Raw genomic sequence first — 21,365 nt, forward strand, 5'->3', positions numbered from 1 at the left:
TTAGATAACACAAAACTTATAACATATAGCAAAGAAAATATTATGTTAATTTAAAAAGTTCACACAAAAGGATTGATGGTTTTATGGTACTATTATTTGCTTATAAAATGTATACAAATACACGAACAAAATTTTAAAATTTATCAAACAAATATAGGAAAAAATTTTAATTATTAACTCATTTTAAATTACATTTTTATAAAGACTTGTATTTTTTTAAATAATGATGCTATCATCGTGATGACTTAAATTATTTGGTTTAAGTAAGGGGGTAATAAAATTATTTTGTGATTTAAGAAAAAAATAAATAATAATTTATCCAAAAAACAAAATTTTATGTATATTAATTGTGACTTTAAAACTTTTTTATTAAAATTTTACTAATAATTATGAAATTTATGTTGTTAAAAGCACAATTAATCAAATAGTAAGAGATATTGAACAGTTAAAAGAAATACCACAATGTGTTGAAAAATAAAATATTAAAACTACAAATAAATATAATTTAAAATATTTATTATATGTTAAACCAAATTTAGGGATGAGTGCTTATGATTTTTATAATAAATTAACAAAAAATTTGTTTTTACAAGGAAATACTTTTATTTATATTCAATGATAAAGTGACAAAATTAATTATTTAATTCTTATTTAGGATGATTTTTTAGAAATTTTATTCGATAAAAATAATCAATATTTTATAAAATTTTATTTAAATAATACAAATTTATTATTACCATATGACAATTTAATACATTTACGAAAATTTTATAATAAAGGATTATTCGGTGAAATTACAAATAAATCATATAGAATATTTAACAAAATTACTAGAATAAATGATTAATTCATTAATTAATAATTTAAAACAATCAGGTAATTTTAAAGGTATATTAAAAGTTAATAATATAGTTGCACCATAATAATTACAAGAAAAATTAAAATAATTTGTAGATAATAATTTACAAAATAAATATTGCGGTTTTGCCATTTTAAATAATGGTATAGATTTTCAAGAAGTATATTGTAATATTTTTAACTTAAATAAAGAACAAATGGAACAATATCGAAATAATATTTATAACTTTTATAATGTTGCTTATGAAATTGTTAATGGAAAATATAACCCAGAGTAATATCAAGGTTATGTTAGTTATGTTATTCAATAATTATTAATACAATGAGAACAATAATTTAGTTTTAAAATTTTCAGCAAAAAAGAATTATAATTGGGAAACTATATATCATTTTCAGAAAAACGAATACTATTAGGAAATTTACAAGATAAAAAAGCATATTACGTAAAAATGTTAGAACATAGTTTTTTATCTTCGAATGAAGTTAGAAATCAAGAAGGATATGAAAGTGTTGAGGGATTATATATTTATATAATGACAAAAAATTCTGATTGGTAAGAACGAGAACAACTTAAAAATAAAAATATAGGAGATAAAAGTTAACAAAACAATTAATAACGAGATTAATAAAAAAATTAATTTTAAAGTAAAAAATATTTCACAAACAAATGACGATGGCATTTAAGAAATAATCGGAATTGCCAATAAATATAATGTTATTGATTATCACGGTGACATTACTGATGAAAATAAGCTTTATTGAAACTATTAAAAACACACCAGCAGTCCCATTATTATGAGGTCATGAACATAAAAATTCAATTGGAATTGCTTACTTAAAAAGTAAAAAAGATGGTGGATTTTTAGCTAAAATGCAAATTAATACAAATATTACAATTAAAAATAAGCATATGAAATTTCAAAACAAATGCAAAAAAGTAATTAACCAACGCAATTAAGCTTAGGGTATACAACAATATACATTTGATATTAAAAATAAGATAAAAAATTAAGTTATTAATAACCATAAATAAAATTTTAGCATAAATAAAAGAAAAAGTTCCGATTAGCAAAAACAATAAAAATAATTTACGAAATTATTTTATTTTATAAATTAAAGAAAATAAAAATTAAATAATTGCTTACATAAGAGCAAAGAAAAAATATCAAATAGTTCATTTAATTTAATTTGGCGTAAGATATTATTGGTCTGGTACGCAAATTATGGCGCGACCGTTTATGTGGGGATCACATATAACAACAATATTAATGAGTTTATATAAAATATAAAAAATATTATTAAAAATGGAGTTTAAAATTAAATGAGTTACTAAATATAAAAAAATTTAAAATTAATAAACAGGTTAATTTCTAAAAATTATTTTAAAATACCTATTTTTTATAATTTTGGTAAAATAGATGATAATAATTTATCAAATTACATTACATACTATGATATTACTGATCAAAGTATTTTATACACAAATAATATTTCATATGTAAAAAAACAAGTAATTCAAGTATCAATTTTTACACAATAAATAATTTTTATTAGAAGAAGAATTAGAACAAATATTTGAAAATAATAAAATTATTTTCAAAAAAATACAAAATTATTATTTAAATAGTGAAAAAATTTATATAACAATATATGAAGTTTATTTAATTAATACAAGAAATTAATTAAAAGGAGAAAAAATATGAACAAAGATAATTTAATTGAGTTTGGACTTTCAAATGTTCATTATGCAATTATTAAAACAATAGATAATAAAATCAGTTATGAAACACCAAAAGCAATTAAAGGTGCTACCAGTTTAGCTTTAAATATTGCTGAAAATACAACTACTATTTATGCTGATAATATTCCCTATTATATTGCTCATTCTAATCAAGGTTATACTGGAACATTAACTGTTATTAAACCAAGTGATACATTTTTAGAAGAAATTTTTGGATTAATAAAAGATAAAAATAATATTATATTTGAAAAATCAAATATTCAACCAAAATAAATGGCATTAGGTTTTGAAATTGATGGTGACAACAAAAAAGAATAATATTACTTTATCGAGTTAATTTAAAAATATCTAACGAAATCCATAAAACAAAAAGCGAAAGCAATAAACTTAAATTATTTACTAATATTATTAAAGAACTTAACCGTCGTGACAAAGAATCTTATGTATGTTCTGAACCCGAAATAACAAATTTAATTAAAAGCACAATATTATTAAAATAAATTAATACTTTGTTACAATTTTTAATTGCTAAATTATACTTGTAAGTGCAAATAAATAAAATTGCAAAAAATTTCATATAAAAATTTCATGATGCTAAGTTTATTTTAGAAAAATTAAAGCAAGGAGTTTTTTATATGGGATATAAACATCTTGGCATAGATGAAAGAATTTATATTGAGAATCAATTGAAATTTAAATTAAAAATTAGTGAAATAGCTAAAAATCTTAATCGAAGTATTAGTACTATTATTCGAGAAGTTAATAGAAATAAAGATAATAATCATTATTTTTCATTAATTGCACAAAATAAAGCAGAAAATAGAAAACAATCACATGTTTATTTTCATAAGTTTAAAAATAGAGAATTAGTAAAATATGTACAACAAAAATTATTATTAGGTTGATCGCCTGAACAAATTTATGGAAGAATTAAAAATTTTCATAAAGAATGAATTATTAGTTTTAAAACAATTTACAATTGAATTTATTCTGGATTACTTGAAAAGGTTACTAATAAAAATTTAAGAAGAAAAGGTAAGAAACGAAAATCTCAAGAAAATCGCGGTAAATTTAATGGTAAATCAATTAAAGAACGAAATGTTAATGTTAATAATCGCATAACTGTTGGCCATTGAGAGGGTGATACTATAGTATCATCGCGAGGTAAAAGTAAATCATGTTTAATAACTTTAGTTGAAAGAACATCAAGATTTACTTTAGCAATGTTAGTTGAAAATAGAACTACTAAAGTTATTAACGAAAACATTAGCCATTATTTATCAATTCTTCCAAATAATCTTGTTAAAACTATAACATTTGATAGAGGTAAAGAATTTGCTAATTGACAACAACTTGAAAAAAATTTAAATGTGAAAATTTATTTTGCTAATGCATATTCACCCTGACAAAGAGGTACTAATGAAAATACTAATGGGTTAATTAGAGAAAAATTTCCTAAAAAATTTAATTTTTCAAATACCACGAAAAATGCAGTTCATAAATTTATATTGTCTTTAAACCATAGACCAAGAAAAATACTAAATTATCTTTCACCAATCGAATATTTGGTTAGAAAAATAATTTAGTTGCACTTAACTTTACAATTAGGCTTTTAATTAAGTTATTTACTCCCTTTGTTGTTATAATTTATAATCTGCTGAACTATTATGTTTAACCATTGATATTAATTCAAAATGTAAAGTATAAAAATCACTATCAAATATATCACCATATAAGTCTAGTATTTTTCTTCTCTGGCATTTGATTTATCTTATCATTTAATTAATTCATATTGTGTTTTACTTATAGAACATTTTTCTCATAATCATTTTAATTGGTTTATATTTATCAACATTGTAAATGTTTCAATACGATGTCTTATTTTAAATTTCTGTTTTTGTGCTGGTTTAAATGTCATATATTGCCCAAAAGAGTAATTATATTTCTTTTGATTTAAACTTTGTAATGTTGAATAAGAACTGTTGTCAACATTAATTGATATTCCTTATTGTATTAAATTAAAGTATTGATTTAATTTATTGTTATAAAAAAACTATAAAATATCTTTTACTTGTTCTAATTCAATTTTAAATTGCTGTGTAGTATTTGAATGAGTATATTCTGCTATTTTATATTCTTTTTTATCAAAATGAGAATTATATAATCAAAAACTAGCAGTAGTGGTATGTCTTTTGGACTAGTAGCATTATCAGACAATCCTCAACTCCATACTTTTGTTCTTTCAATATCCAATTGTTACAATCTTAATCGATCATTAACTTTATCTTGTGATAATTAATAATTAAGTTTTCAACTAGAATAATGAATAATAATTTTCATATTTTATTTTTTAATATATTTAATTTTTTCATATTTACTATGAATTATTTCTTCATTAAAAGATAATAATTCATTACAATAACCAACAATATATCGTTTTAAACTTTCAGGATTACATGTATTAATTGTTATTTTATTTTTATAACCACTAATAACAAAATCTAAATCACTTAAATCTTTTTTTGAAATTGGTCACATTATTCCCTTCAATCAATAACTAATTTATATTTATTCAAATCAACAAATGCTTTTAATTTTTCTTTCCGATTTTGTGAATGTAAACCTTTACAATAAATTTTGCTACCGTTTGATAAAGTAAAAGTAAATTTTGATAAATTAATAGTATAAGGAATATGATTTTCATATAACATATTTCATATATTTTTAAACATAATATCTTTTAAATCTTTACTCCAATACACACTAGCAATTATACAAATTGATTCTTTAATTAATAAATTAATTTTTAATAATTCAACCAAACATTTTAATATTTGATATAGTCTAACAACTACGTTGTGTACCAATTTGATTAATTTAATTAACTAATTCATATTTCTTAGTAAATGCGGATATTTATTGCCAATAATACTATTTTGTAATAACCAATAAAGATTTTCTAACAAATAAGTAAAATGATTAAGCATTATTATCACTTTCTTTTTAATATCTTTGATATCCGTTTGTAAATTAATAATTATTGGTTATTGATTATTTAAGTTTAACTCTTGTTCCGATTGTTTTTCTTGCAGTGAATATTTATGATTAAATGCACACTGTCAATATAACTTAGTGCCTTATGGTGTTTTAACCATTTGTTTAATAAGTTCAATAAGTTCACTTTCTATTTTATCAATTTGTTTTTCAAGTAAAGGAACTATCTTTCGCTCGCGTAAAACTATCATATATTCACTTTTTAAAAAGGTTGAATTTATTGGTTAAATCATTCAAAGTATAGAATATTATATAAGTAATTTATCACATCAAAACTGCTCTATTTTACGATCAAATGTTCGTAAACTTGCTGTTTTTGGATTAAATTTTTTCACTTTTACTCCTTTTTGCATATTAAAATTGCTATTATTTAATAAATATGATTAAATAAAGGAGTAATTAAAAACTATAAAAATGTATTAAATAACCTAAACGATTTTTTTATTATATATAATTTACATCAAAATAAAAAAAGTAAATTACTTTACTCCTTTATTTTGTAATACAAGTAATAGAGATACAAATTTATTACTTGTTACAATTTAATTATATAAATCATATAATCCTTAAATTTTTTGTCAATATCTTTTTAAAAAAATAGTGTATAAATAAATTAAAATAAAAAAATTGGAGATACAAAGATATGAAAAAATATACACATGTAAAATTTAATGAGCGAGATTTGTTTAATGATTTATTGTTATCTGATAATTGTAAAAAAAACGGCACAATTAATTTATCAGAAATAGCAATACAAACGAGAAGAGATATTAATACTATTAAAAAATAAATTAAGTGATTTAAAAAGATAGAAGATTATACTCCTTATAAAATACAAAAAGATTATAAACAAAATCGTAAAAAGTTTATTAAAAAAGCGCCATAATTTACAAAAAAACAGAAAGAATGATTAAATTTACGATTTAATATTTTTAATGATTAATCAACACAAATTATTCATCGATATTTTATAAAATTTGGTGTTAAATTTCCTGCTTGTGTTAAAATTTTATATAAATTAATTCTCTTAGGAAAATTATAATTAATAAAACAAAATTTGCCTCATCATGGTAAAAAATATAAAACAAAACAAAAACCTGATAATAATGGAAAATTAATTAATTTTAAATCAATTTGAGATATTGAAAATAAAGTTTCTAGTGTTGGTTGATTTGAAATGGATATTATTGTGGAAAAAACCATCATTATAGTTGTTTGGTATTATTTTAACAGTCAAGTAATAATTACTTTGCAATGAAATTAAAAAATCATAGTGCTATCGAAATTATAACAAAATTTAAAGATATTGTTATAAATAATAATTTAGTAGGTAAAATGAAAGGAATTATTACAGATCAAGGCAAAGAATTTAGTAAATGAAGAGAAATGGAAATATTTACTGAAACACAAGTTTATTTTTGTGATCCTGGTAAACCACAACAAAAACCATTAATTGAACATATGAACAGCGAATTTAGATATTGACTCCCCAAAAAAGGGAACTGATTTTAATAATGTTAGTCAAAAAATGATAGATTGAATAGTTAATGTTATAAATGATAAACTTGGATCGTGTTTGAATTGAATAAGTGCAAAAGCAATATTTTTACAAAATATTAAGTAAATTTTTATTATTTAAAATTAATAAATTTATTTTTAGTGTGTCAAAATATGTTAAAAATAATAACAATTTAAAAATAATTTATTTTTTTAAAAAAATATTTTCATTTCTTTAAAATAGTGTTATCATCAATTTAACAAGAGATACAAATTTGGAGCTTGTATCTACACGATTCCTTAATAACTATAATAAAAATGATAATTACTATACAAAAGAAGTTAAAGTTGGTAAATATTGAGATGCTTATATAATTGATGATAGAAGTTCGGTTCAATTTGTGAAAGCTAAGTTTGAACAAGTATTTACACAACAATCAACCGAAAGACAATATACTTTATTAAATTTAGATGAAGATGCAAGTAAATTAAATATTAATGATTATCTTAATTGTAAATATATTTGGGACACCTTATTTTTAAACTTAGTCGTTATTTAAAATAATTAATTTAATAAATAGTCCATAAAATAAAAAGTATTTATTATTTAATTTTTATATCAAATCTTTAAAAATTTGAAAATATTGAATTTTTTACTAACAAAGTGTTTAATTTGGTTTACAATATACAAATGCTTAAATTTTATTAATAGCATTTTGTAAAGCTTCAAATAATATTAATTTATCATAATATAATCAATAATAATAATAATAAATAATTAAGAATAATAATAAATTTAAAATAATTTTGAAATTTACGACTAACATAAGTATGTAACAATGTTTCCAAAATAAAAACAAAATCAAAAATATTAAAATTTATTTTAAAACCTTTAATATTTAACGTAATTACAAATTGTTTATTATAGTATTAAAAAAAACATCTCATAATATTTTGATAATAATATATCTCTTAAATAAGAGATCTTTGATAATAATGTTTAAATGTTCTTTACAAAAAGAAATAATATCATTAGCTTCGAAAAAAGTTACTTGCAGTCGCTGAAAAAATCATTTTGTTGATAAAAAATTTTTATAAAAATTTTTTATTTTAATTATTTAAAAATTCTCTAAATTTTTGTACGATTTAAGTTTTTTACTAAAATCATTAATTATTATCTTTTTTATTATTATATAAAGAGAATTTAAATTTTTTAGGTTTTGATTTAACCGGATTATAAGAAACTTTATCATGATTATTTGTTTTTACTTGTTTTGTTTTTGTAATTTCGACCGCTTCTGGCAAATTATTAATTGTTTTAAAATGTGGTTTGCGGACAAATAAATGTTTAATTTTTTGTCCCAATGAATCGGTATTTTTATTTTTTTTTCTTCGTTTTTTAACTCGTAAAAAATGAAATCCTAATGTTTGTAAAATTTGAATAAAGGCTGAAAAAATCCAGTAAATAGCGACTCCCGACGCAATTGAGATTGTAACTACAAAGAAGACAATAATCATTACTCCTTGCATAATAAATTGACGTTTACGGTTTTTTTTCTGCTCTTTTGTAATAACTCTTGTTTTTCGAAGGTTTAAAATAGTTGGTAAAATCATTGATATAATTTGAATTGATAAATATACAAATAATAAAGTTAAATAAACATAATTTCCACTTGTAATCATATCTCATGGCTTTTCAATTAAAGAAATTTTTCCAATTGTTGCCATTTTTAACTCTCGTGTCGCTCTAACAACAGTATACATTGCAATTAAAAACGGGATTGATAAAAAGGAAGAACCAATTGTTGATAATGGTGAAACTCCTTCTTTCCGGTATAGTTGCATTATTTCCATTTGTTGTTTTTGTTTTGCAACAGGATCTCTCGAACCCTTATATTTCGCTTGAATTTCTGCTTGTTTAATTTGCATTAACTGCATTTTGTCTTGATTTCGTTGAACTTTTCAACTAAACATTAAAGTAATTAAACGAACAATTAATGAAGTTAAAAATAGCGCTCCAATAATTCCAGCTCCATTGTCTAAACCACCAAAACCATAAATTAAATTAACTAAAATTCAACCAACAGGAAACACGAAACATCCATAAAAAGGTGATGATGTTTTAACAAAAGCATCATATCATGTTCTAATTGCTAAATATGGATATTCATAAAATTGTCCATTTTCAAAATGAAAAAAGTGTTCTTTTCCGACATTAACGTATCCTAAAATAATTTCAAAAAAAACTCCTGGTTTATATACTGTTTGGCCAGAAACATCTAAAATTTGCGCCGTTCCATACCTTGGAACCATCATCTGTCCACAACCTCATAACATTGATATAATTAAAAAAAGATACAAAAATAATTTTATTCATTTTCAAGCAATTGAATATCAAGGTTTTCGTGTTCTTTTTCCGTCTGAGAAAATATAATCACGATAATTCACTGTTACGCCTCCTTTACCTTTTGATTTGCTTTAATAAAATTTCTTTATTAACTAAATAACTATTACTAAAATATGATTTTCTAACAATGATAATTTGATCATAACCTTCTGTTGCAGCAAAATAAAAAGTTAACATACTTCGAATTTGTCTTTTTACTTTGTTTCTAACAACGGCATTTCCTATTTTTTTACCAACAGATATTCCAAACCGATGATAATTAAAATCATTTTTTTTTAAATAAATAAAATAAGTGTTAGTTTTAATAAAAGAACGATTACTTATTATTTTCTGAAATTCATAATTTTTCTTAACAATAAATTTTTTTAACATTTCAACACAAATAGAAAATAAAGTATATTACCAACAAATTATGCCGATAATACTTTTCTTCCTTTCGATCTTCTTCTACTTAAAACTTTACGTCCTGTCGATGATCCCATTCTTACTCGAAATCCATGGGTTCTTTTATGTTTAATTTTACTTGGCTGTCAAGTTCTTTTCATACTAATACCTCCTTATGATATAAATTATTAAGAAATCAGATAAATAATATATTAATTAATAAAAAATAGCAATTAAAATAATAATTAAAATAATATTTTTAAAAAACCTGAATTGTAAATATATTTGGACACTTTATTGAATATTTTGTATTAAATCCAATGAATTTTTATAATTTAATAAATTTATTAGCATTGAATTTATTTTCAATGCTATTTTATTTAAATCATCTTGATAAAATATTGATAAATCTATTCCTTTCGGTAAACTTTGTCTCAAAATTTCATTATTATTTTCGTTTAATTCTTTTTGGATAGAACAACCAACATTAGCAAAATAAATTTTTATTTTATAAATATTTTCAAGTTTTTTTCACCTAATAAATTCTTTATCACAATCAAATGTAATTGTTTTTATTGTGCCAGATGGTTTGTTTAAAATAAATTTTATTATACTTTCTATTACATCTTTGCTTTCTATATTATTAGTTACTAACGGGATTGATGTTTTAAATCAATCATATATTGGCTAAAGTTATAATTGCTGTTTTATGGTTTTTACCAACTATAGTATTTCTTTCTATACGACCAAAGACATTCATACTTTAATATTTGGAAATTCAATATTACGTTCAATAATTGTCGAACAATTATTAACTTTTCTATGGTTTTCTATTTTATTATGTGGTTTATGTTTACCTTTTCTTAATAAATTTTTTTATTAAAATTATAACGAGAAAAGGTAAACATAAATAAAGTCTTTGAACAGATAAAATTTTTGTCAATATTTCTTATTATATTTGTAATAATATCTGGTGAATAGTGTTCATAATTAATTAAATAATTAATAATTTCATAGTAAATTTTATTTAATGTTTTTTGTTTGCAACCAGCTTTTTTTGTCTTTATTACTATTTTCATAAATTTCAATTTAGTTTAAATCAGCGGCCAACATTTTATAAATTTTATGATTTTATGGACAGTTATTTTATTTTGATTTATTTCATAAACTGTTTTTCTGATTGAATAATTAAAATTTTGATATTGTTGAATTGAAATTAATTTTTCTATTGTGATTTTTTGATACATTGTGTTATTTATCCTTTTTTAAATTTGGATTTTAACACAATATTTTTATTTGTTTAACTGTCCCATTTAATTTTACAATTTAGGAAAATATGATAAAAAAATATTTTTGATTTACAATTTACTAAAACTAACAAATGAAAATCAACACAATCAAGATTATCAATTTCTCAAATTCCACTAAAACTTAAATAATTTCGATAATCATTTTGTTCCCCGTTTTTTGTTTTTCTTTTTTTTATTTTTAAAATATAAAGAGACTGCGCCCATTTTAGTAAGTACTAATAAAAAGTATTTACTATTTTTTAGTATATCTTTTTCTTTATGATTTGAATACCATGTATTTCATTTAATAACATCTTGTATATATTCTTAATGTGAATTATATATTTTCTTATTTATTGTAGCTTTTTTAAGTAATGAATGAAAACTTTCTATAACAATATTATCTGCATAGTGATAATTTTTCCTTATTGAAATTATAATACCGTTAAATAAACATTTATTTGTGATAAATAGCGGATGGATGTGTATTGATATCCGTAATCTAAGGTTAATTATTATTCCATTCAGATCTTTTTTTATTAATTTTATTTTTTAATTGCATAATTTAAATTATCTATTACTAATTTATTGTTGTATATATTTAGATCACTTTACATCAACTATTTCTTTAGTATATTCATCAATAATTGTTAATTGATAATATCTTTCTCCTTTTTCAAATTAAATATGTTACATCAGTATATAGTACTAAAAACCTTGTTTTTATATCATTGAATTTACAATTAATTAAATCAGGATATTGCAATAAACTTTTTTCTTTATTCTGTTCATACTTCATTTTTCTTCTCATTTTTATTATATATTCAGGTTGTATTTTATTATTACACACAATCCTTAAAAATTTTTTTTGAATTATATTTTATATCATAATCTTTCTTAAAATATTTAGTACTTCTTCGATATCCAAATTGTTTTAAATTTTCTTAATAGACTTTTACAATATCATTTATTGCTTTTTTATTTTTTTGCTACTGTCATAATTTTTATATTTACCTCAATAACTATGTTTTAACTCCGTTACTTCTAATAATAATTAGATTGAGTATTCACAACAATTTTGTTTAATAAAAGAGACGATTATTAGTTTGCTTAATTGTAAAAGTCATAGAGTTTTTTAATAATTAATACCTTTTTTTATAATATTTTAAATCTTTTTTTCCAAATGGTTTTTTTGACCCTTTTGTGTATTTAAAATTCCTTTTTATGATTTTATCATCAAGATTATAATGTATTTGCATTTAGATTATATTGTTTTGCTGCTATTCAACAATTTTTTTGTTTAATTTCATTAATGATTTTTGTTATAAATTCAACAGGTGTTAAATAATTTAAACTACCGTGAATTCGAATATTGTTACATCAATGCACAAAGTTAAATAATTTGTATTTTAATTGGGTTAAATTTATAAATTTTTGCCTCTTGACAAATTATTTTTTAAAACTTTTGTAAATTGTTTCAGCCCCAGCATTATCATAAGGATAACCTTTATTGCTTAATGATCGTTTGGTGTTAAAAATATTTAAGGTATTATCAATGATTTTATTTTTAAATTCATTACTCCAGTCAGTATGAAATAACGTAATTTGTTTTAATGGTCTTGTAATTGAATAAAAGGTTTCTTGAACTAGTTGTATTGTTTTATTTGTTCGAGAACTATAGCGAATTATTTCACGATTAAACAAGTCAATCAACAAACAAAGGATAATGTCAAATGTCATTTAGCACCACCTTGAACATATGTTAAATCACTAACAACAACTTCATTGGGTTGTGTGTTATTATTAATTATTAAATTAACAGTTTAAAACGTTGCTCATTTCGACGTTATTAACCACCAACTTATAATTACAATATTTTAATTTGGTATATTTAGATACTAACTAATTTTTAATCATAATTTGGTGAATTTTTCTTCGCGATAAGATAATATCTTTAAAAATTAAAAAAGCTTTAATTTTACAAGATCCATAAATTTTGGCGATTATTATTATAAATGCATTGATAATTTCTTGTTAATAATTATTAACATCAACCATAGCCACATTTATTAATTTTATAGTAATATGTTGATTTTGCTATCTTTAATTTTGATCCTATTTGACCAATTTTTCGCATGGAATATTTTTCTTTATTATTGTTAATAATTTCTATTTTTTGCCAATTATCAGCGACGCTTGCTTTAAAAGGTTGTTTTTCATTTGTAATTAGATTAATTATTTTCGCAAGGCAATCAAAGTTCATTTTTTCAACAGTGCGATTATCTTTTGCTTTAAAAAATCCAGAATTATGAAATTTTTCAATTAACTGATATATAGTTGATTTTGACACCTTATATTATTTAAAAATTTCAAGAATGGTTTTGCCATTTTGATAAAGTAAAACAATTTGTTTTTTAAATTCATATACCGATGAATTTATTCCCCATTTTTATATTCCTACTTTCTTCATAATTATATTTTATTTGAAAATCCACATAAATATGGGTCCAACTTGTTGTAACCTATTCATTTTATTATAAATTCTGATGTATATTTGTTATATTTTTGTCCTTTTCTTGCCATATAAGCATTGCACCCCTATAAAAATTTAGCAAAATCTTTTTTATTTTACTTACTTTTTGGGGTGCAGTATTGAGGTGTAGTATATAAATTATTTTTTTAAATTAAAATTTGGATTATATTAATTATAGCAAAAAATAATTTGCACCATAAAATGTTAATAATGTGGAAAAGGATGTAAATAGTCAATAAATACAATGCTTTTAAGCATTGTAAAAAAATATTTAATGTGGAAAACTATTAAAAAATGATTAAAATTAATAAAAATTAATAGTTTTCCATATCTTTTATTTATAATTAATAACGGTAACAATATTGGAGATGAATTTAATGAATACAAAAGAATTATGAATTGAAGTTAAAGAAATATTATCCCGCGATGAATCAGTTTCCCCTGAAATTTATAACTACTATATTAGTGACACAAAAATATATACAGTATCTGATAACAATTGTTTAATTACAACAAAATCAGAAATTACTATTGGTGTTTTTGAAGCGGGGTTAAATGAAAAAATTAAAAACATTTTAAAAAAATTAACGGGTATTGAATACAATGTTTCTTTTGAATTAGAAAAAAATATTAATAAAGAAGCGTCTGTAATTAATAAAATTGATACATTAACAGAAAATAATAACACTGCTTATTATGAAAATTATACTTTTGAAAATTTTGTTCGTGGTGATTCTAACCATGAAGCAATGCAAGCAGCTTTAGCAGTTTCTTTAGATCTTGGGAAAAAGTGAAATCCATTATTTATTTATGGTGACTCAGGACTTGGGAAAACGCATTTATTACACGCAATTGAAAATAAAGTAAACGAAATTTATAAAATAAATAACCATGTGAAATATTTAAAAGCTGATGAATTTGGAAAAATTGCAATGGATATTTTAAACCAAGGACATGAAATTATTGAAGCTTTTAAAACATCTTATGATATTTATCATTGTTTATTAATTGATGATATTCAATTACTGGCAAAACGAAATAAAACAAATGAATTATTTTTTCATATTTTTAACTCATATATTGAAAAAAATAAACAAATTGTTATTACTTCCGATAAATATCCTGATGATCTTGGTGGTTTTGAAACAAGAATTATTTCACGATTTTCATATGGACTAAGTATTGGGTTAGATTCACCAGATTTCGAAACAGCCCTTAAAATATTAGAACAAAAGTTAAAACATCAAAATAACTTATCGCTATTTTCAGAAGAATCATTAGAATTTATTGCTTTAAATTTTAATAGTGATGTTCGAAAACTAGAAGGGGCAATTAAACGATTATTATTTTTAGCTGTTATGAATAAAAAGCCCCACGAAATTATTACTTTATCTGATGTTGAAAAAGCATTTAAAAATGCACCCTTACAAAATAATGAAAAAATTACCCCTAAAAAAATTAAACAAATTGTTGCCGATAATTGTAATATTACTATAAAAGCAATGATGAGTAAATCAAGGGTTAGTAATGTAATGCAAGCTCGACAACTCGCAATGTATTTTTGCAGAACATTATTAGATGAACCATTTACAAGAATTGGAAACGAATTTGGGGGAAAAGATCATACTACTGTTATGAATGGTGTCAAAAAAGTTGAAGCTCATATTGGTACAAATAAAGAATTTAAACATTTAGTAAATACAACCCGCAGAAAAATTGAAGGAAAATAACACATTGTTTTACACTGTTGTTTTTTAATAAAAGAAGAATATTGTTAAAAACTTTCATAAGTTTTCCACATTTTCTACATTATAATAATAATAAATAAAAGATAATATTTTAATAATGTTATATAATTATTTATAAATTACAGATAATATTAAGTAAGGAGTAACAAAATGATTGTAAACATTAAAAGAGATAAAATATTAAATGAGCTATTGAAAGTAAGTCGCGTAATCTCTCGAAAAACATTAATTCCTTCGTTATTAGGAATTTTAATTGAAGTTAAAAAAGACAAGATTACTTTTACTACTTCTGATGGTAATACCTCAATTAAATCCGAAATTATTGGTAATGATTTAAATATTACTCGAATTGGTAGTGTCTTAATTAAAAATAAATTTATTATTGAAGTTATTCGTAAAATTGAAGATGATTTTATTACATTGGAAGTTGTTGAAAGAAATTTAATTAAAATTAAAGCCAATAAATTTAATTCAATTTTAAATACATTAAGTTCATCTGATTATCCTCATTTGTTATTCAAGACAGAAGGGAAAGAAATCATTTTTACAAGTGCTATATTAAAAGAAATTATTTCACAAATAAGTTTTGTAATTGGGGAAAAAGAAAAAAGATTTATTTTTAATGGATTAAATTTAAAAACAAATCAAAGTAATAAAGAATTAATAATTACGGCCACTGATTCATTTAGATTGTCATGTAAGAAAATTGAATATAATAATAATTATGATTTTGATGTTATTATTCCGGGAAAATTTATTAATGAAATTGGTCACTTAATTTCGGAAAATAATCAAGAAATTAAAATGAAAATTACAGATAAATCAGTTAGTGTAATTATTAATAACACAATTGTTCAAACAAAAATTATTGAAGGAAAATATCCAAATACAAGTAAAATTATTCCAAATTCATTTAATACTTCATTAATAATTAATAATCGCGAATTAATTAAAATTATTGAGAGAGCTAGCATTTTATCAAATGAAACAATGACAACAATTGTTACCTTAAAAATAAATGAACAAAAAGTTTTAGTTACTTCATTTACCCAAGAAATTGGTAATACAGAGGAAGAAATTAAGGAATTTAAAGTTGAAGGTGTGGATCAAACTATTGCTTTTAATTCGAAGTATATTCTTGATGCTTTGAAAGCTTTTAAAACAAAATACATTACCATTAAAATGATTGATGAAACAAAACCATTAGTTATTACTGCAAATGATGATCATACCCTACAACAATTAGTTTTACCAATCCGATTATATTAAAAACTCATTATTGAGTTTTTTTTGATTATTTATTGTATTTTGTAACTTTTTTATAGGGTTAAATTATGCACAAAAATAAAAATATATTTTTAAAAAATATTTAAAAATATATTTGATAATTTAGTCCTAAAATTAGGTAATAATGGTAAAATAAAAGAAGAAAGAAATGGAGAAAATTATTTATGGGTGATAATTATAGTTCAGAGTCAATTCAAATTTTAGAGGGATTAGAAGCGGTTCAAAAACGACCAGGGATGTATATTGGGGCAACAAATGTCAGAGGTTTACATCATTTAGTTTGAGAAATTGTTGATAACTCAATTGATGAAGTTTTAGCTAACTTTGCTAATAAAATTAAAATTATAATTAATAAAGATGGATCAATTACCATTGTTGATAATGGACGAGGAATTCCAATTGAAATTCACCCAAAAACAAATGTTTCAACAATTGAAACTGTTTTTACCACTTTACATGCAGGGGGAAAATTTGATTCAAATACCTATAAAATTTCCGGGGGATTACATGGGGTCGGAGCTAGTGTTGTTAATGCGTTAAGCAAGTATTTAAAAGTCGAAGTTAAAAAAAATAATAAAGAATATGTGATGGAATTTCATAATGGGGGACAAATTTTAACACCAGTTAAAGAAATTGGACCAACTTCTGAAACAGGAACAACAGTTACTTTTTTACCAGATGAAAATATTTTTACTGAAACAACAATTTTTAGTTTTTCAACAATTCAAAATCGCATTAAACAATTAGTTTTTTTAAATAAAGGGTTAGAAATATCATTAGTTGATTTACGAGAAGAAGATGAGGAAAAATCTGTTGTTTATCAATTTAACAATGGAATTAAAGATTATGTTTTAGAATTAAATAAAACAATTGGAACACCCATAAACGATGTTTTTTATGTTGAAGGAATTGAGGATAATATTATTGTTGAATGTGGAATTCAGTATAATGATAATTATTTGGAAAATATTTTTTCTTTTTGTAACAATATTAATACTCATGAAGGTGGAACCCATGAAGAAGGAATTAAATTAGCGATTGTTCATGAGTTAAATAATTATTTTAAGAATATTAATAATAATAATAAAGGGAATGAAGATAAATTTACTTGAGATGATATTAAGGAAGGAATGACAACAATAATTTCAATTCGTCATCCTAATCCCCAATATGAAGGACAAACTAAAACAAAATTAGGAAATAGTGAAGTTAAAAAAATTGTTTCCAATATCGTCGGAAAGGGTTTAAGTAGTTATTTATTAGAGAATCCAGAATATGCAAAAAAAATTATTGAAAAGATAAGTTTATCCCTAAAAGCAAGAATTGCTGCACAACGAGCAAAAGAAACAACACGACGCAAAAATGTAATGGATAGTTTTTCATTACCAGGAAAATTAGCTGATTGTGAAACAAAGGATTCTAAATTTGCTGAGCTTTATATTGTTGAAGGGGATTCTGCTGGTGGAAGTGCTAAATCGGGTCGAAATCGAAGATTTCAAGCAATCTTACCCTTGAGAGGGAAGATTTTAAATGTTGAAAAAGCTAAACAATTAAAAGTATTTGAAAACAACGAAATCAATTCAATTATTACCGCTTTAGGAACTGGAATTAAAGATAATTTTAATGATAAAAAATTACGTTATCAAAAAGTAATTATTATGACGGATGCCGATGTTGATGGGGCTCATATTAGAATTTTATTATTAACTTTCTTTTATCGCTATATGAAAGATTTAATTGAAAATGGCAATATTTATATTGCTCAACCACCGCTATATAAAATCCAAAATGGTAATAATATTCGTTATGTATATAGTGATAATGAATTAAATCTTTATAAAGAAGAATTATTAAACAAAAATATCAAAAATTATACAATTCAACGCTATAAAGGATTAGGAGAAATGAATCCAGAACAGTTATGAGAAACAACAATGAATCCAGAACGACGATTACTATTGAAAGTATATGTTAATAATGTGTTTGAAGCAAATTTAATTTGTAGTGAATTAATGGGTGAAAATGTCGAACCACGAAAAAAATTTATTCGTGAAAATGCAAAATATGTTAAAAATTTAGATGTTTAAAGGGAGGTGTTGGTCAATGAAAACAGAAAATGAATGCTATGATTATGATGGTGAAATTCGTGATATTGATATTGCTGATGAAATGAAAAATGGTTTTTTAGATTATGCAATGTCAGTTATTGTTTCACGAGCAATTCCTGATGTTCGCGATGGTTTAAAACCGGTTCATCGGCGTATTATTTATGCAATGTGAGATTTAAATATGACTTATAATAAACAACATAAGAAATCGGCACGAATTGTTGGGGAAGTAATTGGAAAGTATCACCCGCATGGTGACACAGCCGTTTATGAAGCGATGGTTCGAATGGCCCAAGATTTTTCTTATCGTTATCCGTTAATTGATGGACATGGAAATTTTGGATCAATGGATGGTGATGCCCCGGCGGCAATGCGTTATACAGAAGCAAAAATGAGTAAAATTTCTAGTGAATTAATTAAAGACATTGAAAAAGAAACAACAATTTTTAATGATAATTATGATGGTAGTGAAAGTGAACCAAGTTTTTTACCAGGTTATTTTCCCAATTTACTAGTTAATGGAGCTAGTGGGATTGCTGTTGGAATGGCAACCAATATTCCACCTCATAATTTAAACGAAGTAATTGACGGGGTTATTGCGGTAACAAAAAAACCAGAAATAACAACTATTGAATTAATGAAAATTATTAAAGGTCCTGATTTTCCAACCGGGGCATTAATTACCGCTGGTAATGGTTTAATCAAAGCTTATGAGACGGGAAATGGAACAATTACAATTCGTTCAAAAATTGATATTGAAGAAATCAATAATAAAAGACGAATAATTGTTTCTGAAATTCCTTATCAAATTAATAAAGCAAAATTATTGGAACGAATTGCTGAATTAATTCGCGATAAAATTATTAATGGAATTAGTGATCTACGGGACGAATCAAACATGGAAGGGGTGCGCATTGTTTTAGAATTAAAACGTGATGCACAAGAAAATGTTATTTTAAATAAGTTATATAAATTAACGCCCTTACAAACTAACTTTTCATTAAATATTTTAGCATTGTATAAAAACCAACCAAAAGTAATGGGATTAAAACAAATTTTAAAATATTTTATTGAGCATCAAATTGATATTATTATTAATCGTGGTCAATTTGAACTAAAGAAAAACCGTAGTCATTTAATAATCTTAGAAGGGTTAAAAATTGCCCTTGATCATATTGATGAAGTAATTGCGATTATTAAAAAATCGCAAACACCACAAATTGCCAGTGAGGCTTTAATTAATAAATTTAATTTAGTAACCGAGCAAGTTCGTGCAATCTTAGAAATGCGTTTACAACGTTTAACAGGATTAGAAATTAAAAAAATTAATCATGAAATTAGTGATATTAAGATTGAAATTACGGAGTTAGAAGAAATTATTAATAATAGTGAAAAGCAAATTGCTATTATGATTACGGAGTTAGAAGAAATTAAGAAAAAATATGGTGATAAACGGCGAAGCAAAATTATTAATGAAGAATTAATAGAAATTGATCCAGAAGAATTAATTCGACGAGAAGATATTTTAATTATGTTAACACAAGATGGTTATATTAAACGAGTTGCTGATGATACGTTTAAATTACAAAATCGTGGCGGCAAAGGGATTGTTGGTTTATATAATATTGAAGATAGTTTGAAAAAAATTATTAGTGCTAATAGTATTGATTCGCTATTAATTTTTTCCAATTTTGGAAAAGTTTATAAATTACGAGCGTATCAAATTAAAACATATTCGCGGCATGCCCGAGGATTACCAATTATTAATTTAATTGCGATTGATAAAACAGAAAGTATTCAAACAATTATTGCAATTGATGAAACAATTTCAACCGAAGATAATTTATTCTTTGTAACAAAAAAAGGTTTGATTAAAAAAACAAAACTAAATGAATTTAATCAAATTAGACAAACAGGAAAAGTTGCGATTGAATTAAAAGATAAAGATGAGTTAGTAAGTGTTATTATTACAAAAGGACAAGATGATGTAATTATTGGAAATAATATTGGAAAAGTAATTCATTTTAATGAAGAAAAAATTAGGTCAATGAGTCGCCGGTCAATTGGGGTCAAAGGAATTGCTAATGATGGTGTTGGTGAAACAATTGGGATAAGTTCGGTACGGTCTGCCAAATATGTTTTATCAATAACTGCAAATGGTTATGCAAAGAAAACATTAATTAAAGATTATCGTTTAACAGGACGAAATACTAAGGGTGTTAAATCAATGAAATTAACAGATAAAACAGGATGTTTAAAATTTATTAAGGCTGTTAGTGGGGAAGAAGATGTTTTAGTTGGAACAAAAAAAGGAAATATCATTCGCGTTTCGTTGAAACAAATTCTCTTATTTGGTAGAACAACGTCGGGTGTTAAGATTATGCGATTAGAACAAAATGACAAATTAGAAGTTATTGAAATTTTAAAAAAGAAAATTAAGATTGAAGGAGAAAGATAGA

18 protein-coding genes and 2 pseudogenes are annotated in these 21,365 nt (G+C 23.0%); 10 read left to right on the forward strand and 10 right to left on the reverse strand.

Annotated features, from left to right (window positions below; all coding sequences use genetic code 4):
* Positions 1–1,229: 1,229 nt before the first annotated feature.
* The 4 genes from ACE38S_RS05265 to ACE38S_RS05280 all read left to right on the forward strand — a co-directional run bounded on the left by ACE38S_RS05265 (position 1,230) and on the right by ACE38S_RS05280 (position 4,185).
* Entirely contained in the window at positions 1,230–1,415 is a 186-nt protein-coding gene (locus ACE38S_RS05265; protein ID WP_374696700.1) for a hypothetical protein, read from the forward strand.
* A gap of 185 nt (positions 1,416–1,600) precedes the next feature.
* Positions 1,601–1,816 carry a hypothetical protein gene (locus ACE38S_RS05270; RefSeq protein WP_374696701.1) on the forward strand — a complete coding sequence of 72 codons (216 nt, stop codon included), beginning with the start codon at positions 1,601–1,603 and terminating at the stop codon, positions 1,814–1,816.
* A 741-nt stretch (positions 1,817–2,557) separates the two neighbouring features.
* A complete protein-coding gene (locus ACE38S_RS05275) occupies positions 2,558–2,872 on the forward strand; it encodes a major tail protein (RefSeq protein WP_374696702.1) in 315 nt (104 codons plus the stop codon).
* Between the two features lie 362 nt (positions 2,873–3,234).
* Entirely contained in the window at positions 3,235–4,185 is a 951-nt protein-coding gene (locus ACE38S_RS05280) for an IS30 family transposase (RefSeq protein WP_374695926.1), read from the forward strand.
* A gap of 757 nt (positions 4,186–4,942) precedes the next feature.
* On the opposite strand, the gene ACE38S_RS05285 is transcribed toward ACE38S_RS05280, so the two are convergent.
* Positions 4,943–5,137, reverse strand: coding sequence for a hypothetical protein (locus ACE38S_RS05285; protein WP_374696703.1), 195 nt, complete (start codon positions 5,135–5,137; stop codon positions 4,943–4,945).
* Positions 5,137–5,466 carry a hypothetical protein gene (locus ACE38S_RS05290; RefSeq protein ID WP_374696704.1) on the reverse strand — a complete coding sequence of 110 codons (330 nt, stop codon included), beginning with the start codon at positions 5,464–5,466 and terminating at the stop codon, positions 5,137–5,139. The genes ACE38S_RS05285 and ACE38S_RS05290 overlap by 1 nt, the downstream gene beginning before the upstream one ends.
* Positions 5,467–6,296: 830 nt before the next feature.
* On the opposite strand from ACE38S_RS05290, the pseudogene ACE38S_RS05295 reads away from it, so the two are divergent.
* Together ACE38S_RS05295 and ACE38S_RS05300 are read left to right on the forward strand one after the other, a co-directional pair.
* A pseudogene (locus ACE38S_RS05295) lies at positions 6,297–7,277 on the forward strand (IS30 family transposase).
* 148 nt (positions 7,278–7,425) lie between these two features.
* On the forward strand, positions 7,426–7,710 hold the full coding sequence (locus ACE38S_RS05300; protein ID WP_374696705.1) for a hypothetical protein: 285 nt from the start codon (positions 7,426–7,428) through the stop codon (positions 7,708–7,710).
* A gap of 607 nt (positions 7,711–8,317) precedes the next feature.
* On the opposite strand, the gene yidC is transcribed toward ACE38S_RS05300, so the two are convergent.
* From yidC to ACE38S_RS05340, 8 genes and pseudogenes are all read right to left on the reverse strand, one after another.
* Positions 8,318–9,598 carry a membrane protein insertase YidC gene (gene yidC, locus ACE38S_RS05305; RefSeq protein WP_374696706.1) on the reverse strand — a complete coding sequence of 427 codons (1,281 nt, stop codon included), beginning with the start codon at positions 9,596–9,598 and terminating at the stop codon, positions 8,318–8,320.
* 13 nt (positions 9,599–9,611) lie between these two features.
* Positions 9,612–9,929 (reverse strand): ribonuclease P protein component, encoded by a 318-nt coding sequence (gene rnpA, locus ACE38S_RS05310; RefSeq protein WP_374696707.1) that lies wholly within the window; start codon positions 9,927–9,929, stop codon positions 9,612–9,614.
* A gap of 38 nt (positions 9,930–9,967) precedes the next feature.
* Complete coding sequence (gene rpmH / locus ACE38S_RS05315) at positions 9,968–10,108, reverse strand: 50S ribosomal protein L34 (RefSeq protein ID WP_374697154.1); 141 nt, start codon at positions 10,106–10,108, stop codon at positions 9,968–9,970.
* 696 nt (positions 10,109–10,804) lie between these two features.
* A complete protein-coding gene (locus tag ACE38S_RS05320) occupies positions 10,805–11,020 on the reverse strand; it encodes a hypothetical protein (protein ID WP_374696708.1) in 216 nt (71 codons plus the stop codon).
* An 838-nt stretch (positions 11,021–11,858) separates the two neighbouring features.
* Positions 11,859–12,029 carry a hypothetical protein gene (locus ACE38S_RS05325; protein WP_374696709.1) on the reverse strand — a complete coding sequence of 57 codons (171 nt, stop codon included), beginning with the start codon at positions 12,027–12,029 and terminating at the stop codon, positions 11,859–11,861.
* 443 nt (positions 12,030–12,472) lie between these two features.
* Positions 12,473–12,664, reverse strand: a pseudogene (locus ACE38S_RS05330) (IS3 family transposase); the annotation flags it as partial.
* Positions 12,665–12,679: 15 nt separating this feature from the next.
* The gene (locus tag ACE38S_RS05335) at positions 12,680–12,970 is read right to left on the reverse strand and encodes a hypothetical protein (protein ID WP_374696710.1); all 291 of its coding nucleotides are present in this window, start codon (positions 12,968–12,970) and stop codon (positions 12,680–12,682) included.
* Between the two features lie 304 nt (positions 12,971–13,274).
* Positions 13,275–13,580 carry a hypothetical protein gene (locus ACE38S_RS05340; protein WP_374696711.1) on the reverse strand — a complete coding sequence of 102 codons (306 nt, stop codon included), beginning with the start codon at positions 13,578–13,580 and terminating at the stop codon, positions 13,275–13,277.
* Positions 13,581–14,131: 551 nt separating this feature from the next.
* Here ACE38S_RS05340 and dnaA point away from each other — a divergent pair.
* The 4 genes from dnaA to gyrA all read left to right on the forward strand — a co-directional run bounded on the left by dnaA (position 14,132) and on the right by gyrA (position 21,364).
* Positions 14,132–15,493 (forward strand): chromosomal replication initiator protein DnaA, encoded by a 1,362-nt coding sequence (dnaA, locus tag ACE38S_RS05345; protein ID WP_374696712.1) that lies wholly within the window; start codon positions 14,132–14,134, stop codon positions 15,491–15,493.
* A 168-nt stretch (positions 15,494–15,661) separates the two neighbouring features.
* The gene (gene dnaN / locus ACE38S_RS05350; RefSeq protein WP_374696713.1) at positions 15,662–16,780 is read left to right on the forward strand and encodes a DNA polymerase III subunit beta; all 1,119 of its coding nucleotides are present in this window, start codon (positions 15,662–15,664) and stop codon (positions 16,778–16,780) included.
* 182 nt (positions 16,781–16,962) lie between these two features.
* Complete coding sequence (gene gyrB / locus ACE38S_RS05355) at positions 16,963–18,885, forward strand: DNA topoisomerase (ATP-hydrolyzing) subunit B (RefSeq protein ID WP_374696714.1); 1,923 nt, start codon at positions 16,963–16,965, stop codon at positions 18,883–18,885.
* Between the two features lie 16 nt (positions 18,886–18,901).
* Positions 18,902–21,364 carry a DNA gyrase subunit A gene (gene gyrA, locus ACE38S_RS05360; protein ID WP_374696715.1) on the forward strand — a complete coding sequence of 821 codons (2,463 nt, stop codon included), beginning with the start codon at positions 18,902–18,904 and terminating at the stop codon, positions 21,362–21,364.
* The last annotated feature ends 1 nt before the right edge of the window (position 21,365 follow it).

Source organism: Spiroplasma endosymbiont of Polydrusus formosus (assembly GCF_964263245.1).
GTDB lineage: Bacteria > Bacillota_I > Bacilli_A > Mycoplasmatales > Mycoplasmataceae > Spiroplasma.